Below are 14932 nucleotides of genomic sequence, written 5' to 3' on the forward strand. Positions count from 1 at the left end.
GACACCACCATGGCGATCTTCCTGACCGAGGAGTCCAAGGTCATCGTCCAGGGCATGACCGGGTCGGAGGGGCAGAAGCACACGACCCGCATGCTCGCGTCCGGCACGAACGTGGTCGGCGGCGTGAACCCCCGCAAGGCCGGGACGTCCGTGACGTTCCCCGCCGGTGAGGGCACGGTCGACGTGCCCGTGTTCGGCACGGTCGCCGACGCGCTGGAGAAGACGGGCGCCGACGTGTCCGTCATCTTCGTGCCGCCGGCGTTCACCAAGGCGGCCGTCATCGAGGCCGTCGACGCGGGCGTCCCGCTCGTCGTCATCATCACCGAGGGCGTCCCGGTCGCGGACACCGCCGAGTTCTTCGCGTACGCGCAGGACAAGGGCGTGCGCCTCGTCGGCCCGAACTGCCCCGGCCTCATCAGCCCCGGGAAGTCGAACGTCGGCATCATCCCGGCCGACATCACCGGCCCCGGCAGGATCGGCCTCGTGTCGAAGTCCGGCACGCTGACCTACCAGATGATGTACGAGCTGCGGGACTTCGGGTTCTCGACGGCCGTCGGCATCGGCGGCGACCCGATCATCGGCACGACGCACATCGACGCCCTCGCGGCGTTCGAGGCGGACCCCGAGACCGAGCTCATCGTCATGATCGGTGAGATCGGTGGCGACGCCGAGGAGCGCGCCGCGGCCTTCATCCAGGAGAACGTGACGAAGCCGGTCGTCGGCTACGTCGCGGGCTTCACGGCGCCCGAGGGCAAGACGATGGGCCACGCCGGCGCCATCGTCTCCGGCTCGTCGGGCACCGCGCAGGCCAAGAAGGAGGCCCTCGAGGCCGCCGGCGTCAAGGTCGGCAAGACGCCGTCCGAGACGGCCGAGCTCGCCCGGGCCCTGCTCTCCTGAGCACCTGACGCCCGCGGCCCCGCGTCGCGAGCACCCCGCCGCCCCCGGGCGGCACCCACGTCCGGCCCCGGTCCGCACCAGCGGACCGGGGCCGCGTGCTGCCACGGCTCCTCGCACCGCGGACGGGGTCCCACCGCACCCGCACCGCACGCGCGGCGCGCGACGCGCCGCCGCCGGCTGCGCGCCCGCACGCGTCCCACCCGCGACCATGGACCCGTGCCCCCCTCCACCGGTCCGGTCCCCGTCACGGGACGCGCCCGCCGCGTGCTGCAGGACGACGCGCGTCCGTCGTTCTTCACCAGCGCGATCGACGGTGCGCCGCGCTGGGGCGTGGGCGTCCTCGCCGCCCTCCAGGGGGCGGCCCTGTCGTTGCTCGTGCTCGCGGTGCCGGCGGTCGCGGTGTTCGTCGCGACCTCCGCGGACCCGTCGAACGCCGACGTGGCGTGGACGCGCGCGGTCGTGGTCGCGGCGCACCTGTGGCTGCTCGCGCACGGCGTGCCGGCGCCGGTCGGCGGGGCCGAGGTCACGCTCGTCCCGCTCGGCCTGACGCTGCTGGCGGCGTTCACGTGCGCCGCGTCCGCGCGGCGCTCCGGCGTCGCGACCCGCAGCGGCGCGCTGGCCTCGGTGGCCGCGTACGCGCTGCTCGCGGCCCTCGTGGCGCTCGTCTGCGGCACGGGTGGCGGAGGTGTGCTGCGTGCGCTGCTCGGCGGTCTCGTCGTCGGTGGCGTGGGGCTCGGCCGTGGTCTCCTGCGGCGGCCCGAGGCGCCGGCCCTCGGCGACCTCCTCGCGCCCGTGGCGGCCCGGGTGCCGACGGCGGTCCTGGTCGGGCTGCGGGCCGGCACCCTGGCGGTCGCGACCCTCGTCGCCGTCGCCGCGCTGCTCACGGCGGTGTGGGTGGTGGCCGGTCGGGCGACCGTCGCCGACGTCGTCGGGATGCTCGGCCTCGACGCGGTCGGCGGCGTGGTGCTCGCCGTCGCCGAGCTGGCCTACCTGCCGAACCTCGTCGTGTGGGTGCTGGCGTGGCTCGCCGGCCCCGGGTTCGCGGTCGGCGCCGGCACCCGGTTCGCCCCGGCCGAGGTCGTCGCCGGGCCCCTGCCGGCGGTGCCGATGCTCGGGGCGCTGCCGGCTCCCGACCTCGCCGGCGGGGCGCTGGTCGCCGTGCCCGCCGTGCTCGTCGCCGTCGGGCTGCTCGCCGGGTCGGCCGTCCACCGGTGGCTCGTCCCCGTGCGCGTGCGCGACGTGCTGACGGCCGTCGGCGTGGTCGCGGGTACGAGCGGGCTCCTGGCGGCCGTGCTCCAGCTCGTCGCCGGAGGAGCGGCCGGTGCCGGACGCATGGCCGAGGTCGGGGGCAGCGCCGCGCTCGTGGGGCTGGTCACCGCCGCCGGCGTGGGCGTCGGCGCGCTCCTGCTCGCCGTCCCCGCGGACACCACCGTGCGGGCCGCGGTCCGCGAGCGGTGGCATCGGCGTCGCGGCGCCGGGACGACGGCCGCCGACGACGGCGCCGAGGCGGGCTAGGCGCGCCCCTCGGGGGCGGTGGGCAGCAGGGAGCGGGTCGTGCGCTCGATGTCCTCGACCAGCCGGGCGTCGCACACCCGCTCCGCCTGGACGGTCAGCGCGCGCGCCCGGCACTCCTGGTGGGCCTCCCGGGCGGACGCGTACACGAAGACCTGCACGCTCATGAGCGTCCACAGGGCCGACGCGACGACGAGGACCGACGTGAGCACCACGGTGGCACCGCGCGCGTGCGCGCGCAGGCCCCGGACGACCGCGACGATGCCGAGCGTGAGCGCGGCGAGCGAGGCGACGGGCGTCGCGTACGCCCACGGGTAGGGCGCGGAGACGAGGAGGACGGCCACGAGCAGGGCGACGGCGCCCCACGCGGACGTGCGGGTGCTGCGCGCGAGGCCGGCAGGGTCCGGCGCCGGGGGAGCGGGGCGTCCCGGTGCGCCCGGCGAGCCGCCGGGGCCGGCCGGGTCGGGGGCGTCCACGGGCCGTGGCGGCGCGGCCGGGCCCTGCGACGGACGCGGGCCCTTGTCGGCGCCGTCCTGGACCTGTGGGGACGTCCCCTGCGGTCGGGGGTGCTCCGGCGGTGCCCAGGGGTTGCCCATGGGCCCCATCATCCCGCACCGCGGGAGAGCCCCGTCGCAGCCGGGTCGGCACCGGTACCGTTCGGGCGCGTGACCACCGCGCGCCCCACCCCGCCGCCGCCGAGCCCGCCCGTGCGCGGCGCCGACGGCACCCGCCGCCTCGTCGTGCTCGTCTCGGGCACGGGCTCGAACCTCGCGGCCCTGCTGGCGGCGCACGCGGACCCCGCGTACGGCGCGCGCGTCGTCGGGGTCGTCTCGGACCGGCCGGACGTGCTCGCGCTGGAGCGCGCCCGCGAGGCGGGCGTCCCCACGGCCGTCGTGCGGCTGCGGGACTTCGACGACCGCGCGGCGTGGGACCGGGCGCTCGCGCAGGCCGTCGCCGTGTTCGACCCGGACCTCGTGGTCCTCGCCGGGTTCATGAAGCTGCTCGGCGCACCGTTCCTCGAGCGGTTCGGCGGACGCGTCCTCAACACGCACCCCGCGCTGCTGCCGTCCTTCCCCGGGGCGCACGGGGTCCGCGACGCGCTCGCGTACGGCGTGAAGGTCACGGGGTGCTCGGTGATCGTGGTGGACGCGGGCGTCGACACCGGGCCGATCGTGGCCCAGGCCGCGGTGCCGGTGGAGCCCGACGACGACGAGGCGTCCCTGCACGAGCGCATCAAGGTGGTCGAGCGCGAGCTCCTGGTGCGCGCCGTGGGCGAGGTCGCCCGCGGGGGGATGCGCGTGGAGGGCCGGCGCGTCGTCGTCGGCTGACGCCCCGGCCCTGCCCGCGTCTCAGGCGGCGCGGCCGGGCGTCTCCGCGCGGTACGCCGCGAGGGTCGTCGCGACGACCGTGTCCCAGTCGGTCGGCTCGAGGCCGAGGGCGCGTCGGCTCGCGGTGTCGTCGGCGACGAACGGCTCGGTGAACTGGTACGCGATCGCGGCGACCTCCCGCAGCATCGGCTGCACCAGGCCCACCGCGCGGACCGCCGCCATCGGCACGGGTGCGATGCGCGGCACCGGCACGCCCGCCGCCCGGGCGAACCGGGTGACGAGCGACCGGAACGTGAGCGGCTCGGGCGACGGCACGTGCCAGGGGCGGCCCCACGCGTCCGGCGTCGTCGCGGCCGCGGCCAGCGCGGCGGCGAAGTCGGGCAGGTAGGTCCAGGTGTGCGGCTGGTCCGCGGACCCGATGGGGCGCACCGTGCGGCCGGCCAGCAGCGGGGCGAGCATGCGCGGGCCGGCGTGCGCGTGCGCCTCTGCCCCGGGGCCGAGGTAGTCGCTGCCGCGCACCTCGGTCGCCCGCAGCGCCCCCGCCTCGTGCCGTGCCAGGGCGTCGTGCCACATCTGCGCCCGGACGCGGCCCTTGGTCTCGCGCGTGGCGAGCGGGTCGTCCTCGTGCATGTGCCGGTTGCCCGCGCCGTAGACGTAGAGGTTGGCGGCCGTGACGAGGACCGCGCCGGTGCGCTCCGCGGCGGTGAGGAGCGCGTCCGCGACGGGCGGCCAGTCCGTGACCCACCGGTGGTAGGCCGGGTTGACGCAGTTGTAGAGCGCCTGCGCGCCCTGGGCGTGACGCACGAGGGCGCCCGCGTCGGTGCCGTCGACGCGGTGGTGCTCGATGCTGCCGCCCGCGGCGGTCGTGGTGCGCGCGGGGGTGCCCGGCCGCGGGCCGGAGCGGGACAGGACGCGGACCTCGTGGCCCGCGTCGGCGAGGTGGCGGGCCAGGGTGCGGCCGATGGGCCCCTTGCCGAGGACGGTTTGACGCGACATGGCGGTCTCCTCCGACGGATCCGTGCGAGAGCGGTGCTCTCTGCTGTGAGCGATGCTCGCAGCCCTCCTCGCTTGCGTCAAGAGCGGTGCTCTCGTTTGCGTCGCCCGCTCTCGCAGGGCACCATCGGCCCATGCCGACGCCGCCCGTCCCCCGCACGACCCCGCGCGAGCGCGCGCGGGCCGAGCTCATGCGCGACCTGCTCGCGTCGGCGCGTGCGCGCCTCGTCGAGGAGGGCGCCGCCGGCCTGTCGCTGCGCGCGGTCGCGCGCGACCTCGGGCTCGCCTCGTCGGCCGTCTACCGCTACGTCCCCTCGCGTGACGCCCTGCTCACGCTCCTGGTCGCGGAGTCCTACGACGCGGTCGGGCAGGTGTGCGAGGACGCCGCCGCGGCGTCGCGCGCGGCGGGACGGACGCCGGCCCGCCGTTGGCTGGACGTCGCCCGGGCGGTGCGGGCCTGGGCCCTCGCGGACCGGCACGCGTACGAGCTGATCTACGGCACGCCGGTGCGCGGGTACGCCGCCCCGCAGGACACGGTCGCGCCCGCCCTGCGCGTGTGGGGCGTCGTCGTCGACTGCCTCGTCGACGCCGGCGCGGACGGCAGTCTGCAGCCGGTCGGGCCGGAGTTCGACCCCGAGGGCGTCGTCACGCCCGGCGTCCACGCGTTCGGCGCGGAGCGGGGCGCCTGGGGAACGCTCGACGAGGTCGGGCGCCGACGTGCGGCGGTGCGGTCGCTGACGCTGTTCAGCAGCCTGCTGGGCGCGGTGAGCGCGGAGCTGTTCGGCCACCTGCGGGGGGTGCACGAGGACGCGCGGCGCACGTTCGACGTCACGATCGCGACCGCGGCCGCCGGGGTGGGACTGCACGTCGACCTCGACGCCGTGTGGCAGGAGGACGCGGCCGACGCCTGACCGCACCCGTCCGGGCGGGGCCGCGCACCGGTGCGCCGCCGGTAGACTCGACGCCGGTCGTGACTGGCGCAGGTGGAGGCAACCACCGGGGAGCGGCCGCAGCGCTCTTCCCCTGCACCGCCCGCCTGGGTGCACGGGGCCTCCGCCCGACGCTGCCCCTGGAGACGCCATGTCCGACGCGCCCACGTCCTCGCTCGCCTCCGACGCCACGCGCCGCCCCGTGCGCCGCGCGCTGCTGTCCGTGTACGACAAGACCGGCCTGGTCGAGCTCGCGACCGCGCTGCACGCGGCCGGGGTCGAGCTCGTCTCCACGGGCTCGACGGCCGCCACCGTGGCCGCGGCCGGCGTCCCCGTGACGCGCGTGGAGGACCTCACCGGGTTCCCCGAGTGCCTCGACGGCCGGGTCAAGACCCTCCACCCGCGCGTGCACGCCGGGATCCTCGCCGACACCCGCCGCCCGGAGCACCTCGCCCAGCTGGACGAGCTCGGGGTCGCGCCGTTCGAGCTCGTCGTCGTCAACCTGTACCCCTTCACGCAGACCGTCGCGTCCGGGGCGGACGTCGACGCGTGCGTCGAGCAGATCGACATCGGCGGCCCCTCGATGGTCCGCGCGGCCGCCAAGAACCACCCGAGCGTGGCGGTCGTCGTCGACCCGGCGCGCTACGACGAGGTCGTGGCCGCCGTCGCCGCGGGCGGGTTCACCCTCGCCGAGCGGACCCGGCTGGCCGCGCAGGCGTTCGTGCACACGGCGACGTACGACGTGGCCGTCGCGTCCTGGATGGGCAACGTGGCGACGACGACCGACGAGGTCGACGGCGTCGCCACGGGGTTCCCGGCGTGGGTCGGCGCGACCTGGGAGCGGTCGGACGTGCTGCGCTACGGCGAGAACCCGCACCAGCGCGCCGCCCTCTACACCGCCGGGCACGGGCCGGGCGGGCTCGCGCAGGCCCGCCAGCTGCACGGCAAGGCGATGAGCTACAACAACTACGTCGACGCGGACGCCGCCTGGCGGGCCGCGCACGACCACGACGCCCCCACGGTCGCGATCATCAAGCACGCGAACCCGTGCGGCATCGCCGTCGGCGCGGACGTCGCCGACGCGCACGCCAAGGCGCACGCGTGCGACCCGGTGTCCGCGTTCGGCGGCGTGATCGCCACCAACCAGGTCGTGACGCTGGCCGCGGCCGAGCAGATCGCGCCGGTGTTCACCGAGGTCGTCGTCGCGCCCGGCTTCGACGACGACGCGCTCGCGCTGCTGTCGCAGAAGAAGAACATCCGCCTGCTCGTGGTCGACACCCCGCCGTCCGGCGGGGTCGAGATGCGACCCGTCTCGGGCGGGCTGCTGCTGCAGTCGGTCGACCGCCTGGACGCACCCGGCGACGACCCGGCCGCCTGGACGCTGGCCGCCGGCGAGCCGGCCGACGAGGCGACGCTCGCGGACCTGCGGTTCGCGTGGCGCGCGGTCCGGGCGGTGAAGTCGAACGCGATCCTGCTCGCGCACGACGGCGCGTCCGTCGGCGTGGGCATGGGGCAGGTGAACCGCGTCGACTCGTGCCGCCTCGCGGTCGAGCGCGCGAACACCGGTGACGTCGAGCGGGCGCGGGGTGCGGTCGCGGCGTCCGACGCGTTCTTCCCGTTCGCGGACGGCCTGCAGGTGCTGCTCGACGCGGGGGTGCGCGCGGTCGTGCAGCCCGGCGGGTCGGTGCGTGACGAGGAGGTCGTGGCCGCGGCGGCGGCCGCCGGCGTGACGCTCTACCTCACCGGGACGCGCCACTTCGCCCACTGACAGCCGGACCGGCTCCCCGCCGGGCCCGGTTGACCTGCTCGTCCTTCGGGTGGGGCCGCGGCCGGGCCCGTCGGACGAGCAGGTCGCCTGCCCGGCCGTCCCACCTCGTGGGCGGTCGGCCGCAGGTGCCGCGGGGACGGGACGGCCGGCGGTCAGCGGCGGGGGAGCGCCGCGAGGCTGGTCACGCCGTCGAGGCGGACGTGCGGCAGCTCCGCGCCGCCGAGCAGCCGGCGCGCGGCACCGACGTCGCGGGGCCGGTCGACGGCGAGGGCCGCCGTCACCGGCCCCTCGAGCCCTCGCGTCCAGAGCACCGACCAGCCGCCGGCCGCGGGGTCGCCGAGCACGGTCGGCCGGTCGTCCGCGCCGGGCAGGCCGAACATCGCCAGGTCGTGCCCGAGCTGCGTCGAGAAGACGTACGGGGTGATCTCGCCGCCGTCGGTGTCGACGCCGAGCAGCCGGCGGACCATGAGGTCCGGGCCGCGCAGCGCCTCGTCCCAGTGCCCGCCCGGCACCCAGCCGTACCGGGCGGAGCGCCGACGGGCGACGTCGCCCACCGCGAGCAGCCCCTCGAACGGCCCGGCGGGGCCGAGCACCCGGTACGACGCGTCGACGGCGACCGCGCCGTCGGTGAGCGGCAGCGCACCGGCGAGCCAGCCCGTCGCCGGGCGGGCACCCACCGCCACCAGCACCACGTCGGCGGGCAGGTGCGCACCGTCCGCCAGGCGCACCCCGTCCGGGCCGGCCGACGTGACGGTCGCACCGAGCCGCAGGTCCACCCCGGCGTCCGCGTACCAGGGGGCGGTGAGCGCACCGACCTGCGCACCGAGACCGGTCGTCAGCGGCGCGTCGCGCGCCTCCACGACGGTGACCTGGTGACCCGCGGCCGCGGCGACGCCGGCGACCTCCGCCCCGATCCACCCGGCGCCGACCACGACGAGCCGGCGCGGTCCCCCGTCCAGACCGGCCCGCAGGCGGTCCGCGTCGGCGGCGGTGTGCAGGGTCAGCGCCGTCGGCCACGCCGGCACCCGCACCGCGTGCGCACCCGTCGCGAGGACCACGCAGGAGGCCGGCAGGTCGCCGCCGTCGGTGCGGACGACGGCACCCGGCCTGCCCGGCACCACCTCCAGCGCCCGTGCCGCGACGCCGAGCCGGACCTCGTCGGCCAGCCCGTGCAGGTCGAGCCCCAGCTCGTCGGTGAGCCACGCGGGCTCGGTGCGGTCCAGCAGGTGCTTGGACAGCGGCGGGCGGTCGTACGGGGGGACGTCCTCCGCACCGAGCACCCGCACCACGCCGTCGTAGCCGTGCGCGCGCAGCGCGGCGACGGTCTGCGCCCCCGCGAGGCCCGCCCCGACGACGAGCACGTCGCCCGGCGGCGACACGTGTGACGAGGTCGTGGAGGTGGTGGGCGAGCTCACGCGGCAACGCTAGCCTTGAGCGCGCAGTCCGTCGGACGGGAGAGGGAGCCGCCATGACCACGTCGCGGCACGCGGGCCCGACGACCGCCGTACCCGTCTGGCCGCCGCGCACGACGAGCCCGGCCGCACCGGCCCCGGACGCCGTCGCGTCCCGCCCGGAGGCGGCCGCGCCCGGCCCCGCCGCCCCCCGCCCGACGCCGCCGGCGGACGTGGCGGGCGAGGAGGTCCCGCCCGAGGAGCGCCCGCTCGACCCCCGCGCGATCGCGCGTGCCTCGCTCGCCGCCGGCCGCAACGCGTCGCTGTTCTGGACGCTCGCCGGGGTCGCCGCCTCGGTCGCGGCGGCCTACCTCGCGGGTGCCGCAGCCGGCGCCTTCGCCCTCGCGCTGCTGCTCGTGGTCTTCGCCGTCGTCCGGGCGGTGCTGCCGTCGCCCGGTCCGGCCGCGGTGAGCGTGCGGGCCAAGGGCCTCGACGTCGCCGTGCTGCTGCTCGCCGCCGCGGCGCTCGCGACGCTCGCGTGGGTCGCACCGACGTCCTGAGCCGCTCGGCCCGGCCGTCCCGGCGCCGGCTGCCCGCAGACGCCGCGGGCGTGCGGCCCGGCGCTGCCGGACCGCACGCCCGAGGGTGCGGTGCGAGGGGGCGTCAGCGGCCCTCGTCCACGACGACGACGTCGTCCTCGACCACGTAGGTCTCGTCCTCGCCGAAGAGCGAGTCCTCGGCCGGCTCGGCCGCGAACGCGCGGTACACGAGCGCGGCGATCGCCGCGCCGAGCAGCGGCGCGGCCCAGAACAGCCACACCTGCTCGAGCGCCCAGCTCTGCGAGAAGAGCGCCGCGGCGAGCGAGCGGGCGGGGTTGAGCGAGCCGTTCGTCACGGGCGTCGCGACGAGCAGGAGGACCGTGAGCGACAGGCCGACGGCGAACGGCACGTGCGCCTTGTTCGCGCGGCGGTCGGTGGCGCCGAGGATGACGCCCACGAAGACGGCGGTCGCGATGACCTCGACGAGCAGCGCCGCGACGAGCGTGAACTCGGCCTGGTCGCCCGAGAGGCGGGCGAGGGGCGAGTGGGCGCCGTAGCCGTTGGCGGTGGCGTCGAAGAGGCTGCGGCGCGAGGTCTCGGCGCCCTGGCTGAGGAGCCCGGGCAGCCCCGCGGGGATCGTCAGGTACAGCACGGCCGCGGCGAGCGCCGCGCCGACGACCTGCGCCAGCCAGTAGGGGAGCAGGTCGCGGAACGGCGTGCGGCCCGCGAGGCACGCGCCGAACGTCACGGCCGGGTTGAAGTGGCCGCCGGAGACCGCGCCGAACGCGACGATGCTGGCCAGCAGGGCGATGCCGAAGCCCAGGGCCACGGCGAGGCCGCCGCCGACGTTGCTGAACGCGGCGTACAGCGCGATGCCGACACCGGCCAGCACGACGAAGAACGAGCCGACGGCCTCGGCGCCCAGGCGGGCCAGCAGCCCGGGGGTCGCCGTGACCACCGTGCCGGCGGGGACGACGTAGGCGTCCTCCTCCGCGACCTCGTCGACGGCGGGACGGGCCGGTGCGGCCGCGGTCGACCCGGCGGCCGGCCCGGCGCCGGCGGGGCCCGCGGCCGACGTGCCGGCGTCCGGTGCGGCGGGGGCCGGCGTGCCCGCCGCGGCGGCGGGCAGGGACGCGCCGGCCGGGGTGGTGGCGCCGGCGGCCGGGGTGGGGTCCTCGGGCAGGGGAGTGCCCTCGGGGCTGTCAGGATTCTGCTGGGACATGTCGGTCCTGTCGTCTCGAGGTGACGTCGCCACCGTGCGAGGTGCCGGCCGCACCCGGACGAAACCGGACGTGCGGGGCACGTTGTCGTGTGCGCGGGCCAGCATGCCAGCCCCGGCGGCGCCGGGCACGAGGGGAGGCGGAGGTGGCCGCCGCGCGGCGGGAGGGTCGACGGTTCTCCCGGGCGGGGCCCCGCCCCGGGTCTCTCGACGTCGAGTAACCTGGGCGCGACATCCCCGGCACTGAAGAGGCAGGACTCGCATGGCGAAGATCAAGGTCGTCGGACCGGTCGTCGAGCTCGACGGCGACGAGATGACGCGCATCATCTGGCAGTTCATCAAGGACCGCCTGATCCACCCGTACCTCGACATCGACCTGCGCTACTACGACCTGTCGATCCAGAACCGCGACGCGACCGACGACCAGGTCACGATCGACGCCGCGCACGCCATCAAGGAGCACGGCGTCGGCGTCAAGTGCGCGACGATCACGCCCGACGAGGCGCGCGTCGAGGAGTTCGGCCTGAAGAAGATGTGGGTCTCGCCCAACGGGACGATCCGCAACATCCTCGGCGGCGTCGTGTTCCGCGAGCCGATCATCATCAGCAACATCCCGCGCCTGGTGCCGGGCTGGAACAAGCCGATCATCATCGGCCGCCACGCCCACGGCGACCAGTACAAGTCGACGAACTTCAAGGTGCCCGGCGCCGGGAAGATCACGATGACGTTCGAGCCGGCCGACGGCTCGGAGCCGCAGCAGTTCGAGGTCGTGACGATGCCCGAGGCGGGCGGCGTCGCGATGGGCATGTACAACTTCAACGAGTCGATCCGCGACTTCGCGCGCGCCTCGTTCGCCTACGGCCTGCAGCGCGGGTACCCCGTGTACCTGTCGACGAAGAACACGATCCTCAAGGCGTACGACGGTGCCTTCAAGGACATCTTCCAGGAGGTGTTCGACACCGAGTTCAAGGAGCAGTTCGACGCCGCCGGGCTCACCTACGAGCACCGCCTGATCGACGACATGGTCGCCGCCGCGATGAAGTGGGAGGGCGGCTACGTCTGGGCGTGCAAGAACTACGACGGCGACGTCCAGTCCGACACGGTCGCGCAGGGCTTCGGCTCGCTCGGCCTCATGACCTCGGTCCTCATGACGCCCGACGGCAAGACGGTCGAGGCCGAGGCGGCGCACGGCACCGTCACGCGCCACTACCGCCAGCACCAGCAGGGCAAGCCGACGTCGACGAACCCGATCGCGTCGATCTTCGCCTGGACCGGCGGCCTCAAGCACCGCGGCAAGCTGGACGGCACGCCCGAGGTCACGCAGTTCGCCGAGACGCTCGAGGACGTCGTCATCAAGACCGTCGAGAGCGGCAAGATGACGAAGGACCTCGCGCTGCTCATCAGCAAGGACCAGCCGTGGCTCACCACGGAGGAGTTCCTCGCCGCGCTCGACGAGAACCTCGCCGCGCGCCTGGGCTGACCTGGCACGACGCACCGCCGACGGCGTCCTCCCCGCACCGGGGAGGGCGCCGTCCGCGCGTGCGGGCTGCGGGGGCGCGGCCGGGGTAGGTTCGGACCGGTGGGCGACGTGCACGCCACCCACCGTCGCCGAGCACCCGCGCCGCCGCGTGCGCCGACCGAAGGAGACCCCCGTGCCCGTCAGCCCCGCTGTCGTCACCGTCACCGGCGCCGCCGGCCAGATCGGCTACGCGCTGCTCTTCCGCATCGCCTCGGGCCAGCTGCTCGGCCCCGACACCCCCGTCCGCCTGCGCATGCTCGAGATCACGCCGGCCCTGAAGGCGGCCGAGGGCGTCGCGATGGAGCTGGACGACTGCGCGTTCCCGCTGCTGGACGGGATCGACATCACGGACGACGCCACCGCCGCCTTCGACGGCGTGAACGTCGCGCTGCTCGTCGGCGCGCGGCCCCGCACGAAGGGCATGGAGCGCGGGGACCTCCTCAGCGCGAACGGCGGCATCTTCGGACCCCAGGGCGCGGCGATCAACGCGGGCGCGGCGGACGACGTGCGTGTGCTGGTGGTCGGCAACCCCGCGAACACGAACGCGTACATCGCGGCCGCGCACGCCCCGGACGTGCCGAAGGACCGGTTCACGGCTATGACGCGTCTCGACCACAACCGTGCGCTCGCGCAGCTGCGGCAGCGCACCGGCGCGTCGATCGACGACATCCGCCGCGTGACGATCTGGGGCAACCACTCCGCGACGCAGTACCCGGACCTGACGCAGGCGACGATCGGCGGCCGGCCCGCCCTCGACGTGGTGGACGACCGCGCCTGGGTCGAGGGCACGTTCATCCCGACGGTCGCCAAGCGCGGCGCGGCGATCATCGAGGCGCGCGGTGCGTCGTCGGCGGCGTCGGCGGCGAACGCGGCGGTCGACCACGTGCACACGTGGGTGCACGGCACCCGCGAGGGCGACTGGACGTCGGCGGGTGTCGTCTCCACGGGGGAGTACGGGGTGCCCGAGGGGCTCGTCTCGTCCTTCCCGGTGACGGCGTCGGGCGGGTCCTTCACCGTCGTCCCCGACCTGGAGCTCGACGAGTTCTCCCGGGCCCGCATCGACGCGTCGGTCGCCGAGCTCGTCGAGGAGCGCGAGGCGGTGCACTCGCTCGGCCTCGTCTGAGGCTCCGGTGCGGCTCGCGGTGCGGGTGCGCCCCGGCGCCTCGCGCTCGCGCGTCGGCGGCACGTACGACGACCGGCTCGTCGTCGCCGTGACGGCGCGGGCGGTCGAGGGGGCGGCCACCGAGGCCGTGCTGCGCGCCGTGGCCGACGCGCTCGGCGTGCGGCCGCGGCACGTGCGCCTCGTCTCGGGCGCGACGAGCCGCGACAAGGTGCTCGACGTGGACGAGGACGCGGTGACCGCGCCGGTGCTCCACGCCCTGGCGCGCCTGCGGGCGGGCTGACCGGGAGCCCCCGGTCAGCCCGCCCGTGCGTCAGCGGCGCCCCCGCATCGCGTCGAGGACGACCCTGAACACGTCCGTGTTGTCCTGCGCGCGGGCGAGACGCTCCGCCCGCGGGCCCTCGGCCGACAGCGGCGTCGCGGCGCCCGTGTGCCCGCCCGTGGTCCAGTCCACCGTGAACTGCAGGTCGCTGCCGGCGATCGGGAACGGGCCGTCCTCGAGGCTCTGCAGGACGCCCGGGTCGGTGGCCGCGGGGTCGCCGGACTCGTCCTCCGCGTCGACGTTCTCGATCGCGAGGCCGCCCGTCTCGTGGTCGCCCACGACGACGACGAGGGTGTCGCGGTGCCGCGCCGCGAAGTCGCGCACCACCGCCACGGTCTCGTCGAACGCCTGCCCGGCCTCGATGGTGAGGGCCGCGTTGTTGGCGTGCGCCATCTCGTCGATGCCCTCCTCCTCGACGAGGAGGAAGAAGCCGTGCCGGTCGCGCGCGAGCACGTCGAGCGCCTTCGCGGTCATGGTCGCGAGCGGCACGACGGGCGCGTACTCGTCGCCCTGGCCCTCGGGCGCCTGCTCGAACATCTCCTCGTTGGCGAACAGCCCGAGCACGCGGTCGGCACGGGTCGCGGCGAGCTCCTCGGCGGTCGTGACGTAGTCGTACCCGATCGCCTCCGCGCGGGCCACGAGGTCGCCCTCGGTGCTGCGGCTGACCTCCGGCCGCGGGTCCGCGGGGTCGTCGGGGTACGCGCCCTCGTCGCCCTCGGGGTACCACCAGTCCTCGCCGCCGCCGAGGATCACGTCGGGGCGGGTGTCGTCGAGGTACTGGCGGGCGATCTCGCTCTGGTCGCCGCGGTCGGGCACGTGCGCGCCGAACGCCGCCGGTGTCGCGTCGGTGACCTGCGCGGTCGTGACGAGCCCGGTCGCCTTGCGCAGCCGCGCGGCGTGCTCGAGGAGCGTGGGGACCGGGTTGCCGTCGACGTCGACGGACACGGCGCCGTTGTACGTCCGCACACCGGTGGCGAACGCGGTCGCGCCGGCGGCCGAGTCGGTCACCGCGTCGTCGGGGTCCGCGGGGTCGGTGCGTGTCCACCCCGCGTACCGCAGACCGTCCATCGCGAGCTCGCCGTCGCGTCCGACCGTGGCGAGCCGGATCGCGTCGCGTGCGGCGATGCCGAGCCCGTCGCCGACCAGGAGGACGACGTTGCGGGCCGGCCGTGAGCCGCCGCCCCACCAGCCGCCGTCGGGGCCGGCGCCCCGCTCACCCGTCCCGTCCGCGGCCCCGGTGGCGCCGCTCGCCGCGAGCACCAGCGTGAGGGCCGTCGCCCCGACCGCCGTGACCCGTCCCCGTGCCGTACGCAGACCGCCCATCGTCCCGCCCCCGTCGTCGAACCTCGTCGTTCACCGTGACGTCGGCCGGGGGCACGCGGCCCCCCTGCCGCC

General features: G+C 76.3%; 14 protein-coding genes and 1 riboswitch. Of the genes, 9 read left to right on the plus strand and 5 right to left on the minus strand.

Annotated features, from left to right (window positions below):
• Nucleotides 1-9 precede the first annotated feature (9 nt).
• Complete coding sequence (gene sucD / locus FB586_RS10415; RefSeq protein WP_136519248.1) at nt 10-897, plus strand: succinate--CoA ligase subunit alpha; 888 nt, start codon at nt 10-12, stop codon at nt 895-897.
• 216 nt (nt 898-1113) lie between these two features.
• Complete coding sequence (locus FB586_RS10420; protein WP_136519249.1) at nt 1114-2412, plus strand: cell division protein PerM; 1299 nt, start codon at nt 1114-1116, stop codon at nt 2410-2412.
• On the opposite strand, the gene FB586_RS10425 is transcribed toward FB586_RS10420, so the two are convergent.
• Nucleotides 2409-3005: a hypothetical protein gene (locus FB586_RS10425; RefSeq protein WP_136519250.1), complete on the minus strand. Its 597-nt coding sequence runs from the start codon at nt 3003-3005 to the stop codon at nt 2409-2411. The genes FB586_RS10420 and FB586_RS10425 overlap by 4 nt on opposite strands.
• Nucleotides 3006-3116: 111 nt before the next feature.
• Between FB586_RS10425 and purN the strand changes: the two genes are divergently transcribed.
• Entirely contained in the window at nt 3117-3737 is a 621-nt protein-coding gene (purN, locus tag FB586_RS10430; RefSeq protein WP_222928356.1) for a phosphoribosylglycinamide formyltransferase, read from the plus strand.
• Between the two features lie 21 nt (nt 3738-3758).
• Here purN and FB586_RS10435 read toward each other — a convergent pair whose 3' ends face one another.
• Nucleotides 3759-4733, minus strand: a complete 975-nt coding sequence (locus FB586_RS10435) for an NAD-dependent epimerase/dehydratase family protein (RefSeq protein ID WP_136519252.1) — start codon at nt 4731-4733, stop codon at nt 3759-3761.
• Between the two features lie 131 nt (nt 4734-4864).
• Between FB586_RS10435 and FB586_RS10440 the strand changes: the two genes are divergently transcribed.
• The gene (locus FB586_RS10440) at nt 4865-5641 is read left to right on the plus strand and encodes a TetR/AcrR family transcriptional regulator (protein ID WP_136519253.1); all 777 of its coding nucleotides are present in this window, start codon (nt 4865-4867) and stop codon (nt 5639-5641) included.
• Between the two features lie 49 nt (nt 5642-5690).
• Nucleotides 5691-5779, plus strand: a riboswitch (ZMP/ZTP riboswitch).
• 31 nt (nt 5780-5810) lie between these two features.
• Nucleotides 5811-7427, plus strand: a complete 1617-nt coding sequence (gene purH / locus FB586_RS10445; RefSeq protein ID WP_136519254.1) for a bifunctional phosphoribosylaminoimidazolecarboxamide formyltransferase/IMP cyclohydrolase — start codon at nt 5811-5813, stop codon at nt 7425-7427.
• Nucleotides 7428-7579: 152 nt separating this feature from the next.
• Here purH and FB586_RS10450 read toward each other — a convergent pair whose 3' ends face one another.
• A complete protein-coding gene (locus FB586_RS10450) occupies nt 7580-8842 on the minus strand; it encodes an NAD(P)/FAD-dependent oxidoreductase (protein WP_136519255.1) in 1263 nt (420 codons plus the stop codon).
• A gap of 53 nt (nt 8843-8895) precedes the next feature.
• Here FB586_RS10450 and FB586_RS10455 point away from each other — a divergent pair, with 53 nt between their 5' ends.
• Nucleotides 8896-9378: a DUF3017 domain-containing protein gene (locus FB586_RS10455; protein ID WP_136519256.1), complete on the plus strand. Its 483-nt coding sequence runs from the start codon at nt 8896-8898 to the stop codon at nt 9376-9378.
• Between the two features lie 103 nt (nt 9379-9481).
• Here FB586_RS10455 and FB586_RS10460 read toward each other — a convergent pair whose 3' ends face one another.
• Nucleotides 9482-10579 (minus strand): aquaporin, encoded by a 1098-nt coding sequence (locus tag FB586_RS10460; RefSeq protein ID WP_136519257.1) that lies wholly within the window; start codon nt 10577-10579, stop codon nt 9482-9484.
• 259 nt (nt 10580-10838) lie between these two features.
• Here FB586_RS10460 and FB586_RS10465 point away from each other — a divergent pair, with 259 nt between their 5' ends.
• The 3 genes from FB586_RS10465 to FB586_RS10475 all read left to right on the plus strand — a co-directional run bounded on the left by FB586_RS10465 (nt 10839) and on the right by FB586_RS10475 (nt 13498).
• A complete protein-coding gene (locus FB586_RS10465) occupies nt 10839-12056 on the plus strand; it encodes an NADP-dependent isocitrate dehydrogenase (protein ID WP_136519258.1) in 1218 nt (405 codons plus the stop codon).
• A 172-nt stretch (nt 12057-12228) separates the two neighbouring features.
• Nucleotides 12229-13218, plus strand: coding sequence for a malate dehydrogenase (locus tag FB586_RS10470; protein ID WP_136519259.1), 990 nt, complete (start codon nt 12229-12231; stop codon nt 13216-13218).
• Nucleotides 13219-13237: 19 nt separating this feature from the next.
• Nucleotides 13238-13498 carry a DUF167 domain-containing protein gene (locus FB586_RS10475; RefSeq protein ID WP_246036687.1) on the plus strand — a complete coding sequence of 87 codons (261 nt, stop codon included), beginning with the start codon at nt 13238-13240 and terminating at the stop codon, nt 13496-13498.
• Between the two features lie 30 nt (nt 13499-13528).
• Here FB586_RS10475 and FB586_RS10480 read toward each other — a convergent pair whose 3' ends face one another.
• On the minus strand, nt 13529-14860 hold the full coding sequence (locus FB586_RS10480; protein WP_136519261.1) for an alkaline phosphatase: 1332 nt from the start codon (nt 14858-14860) through the stop codon (nt 13529-13531).
• Between the last annotated feature and the right edge of the window lie 72 nt (nt 14861-14932).

It is taken from the genome of Cellulomonas telluris (assembly GCF_004886325.1).
Classification (GTDB): Bacteria; Actinomycetota; Actinomycetes; order Actinomycetales; family Cellulomonadaceae; genus Cellulomonas; species Cellulomonas telluris.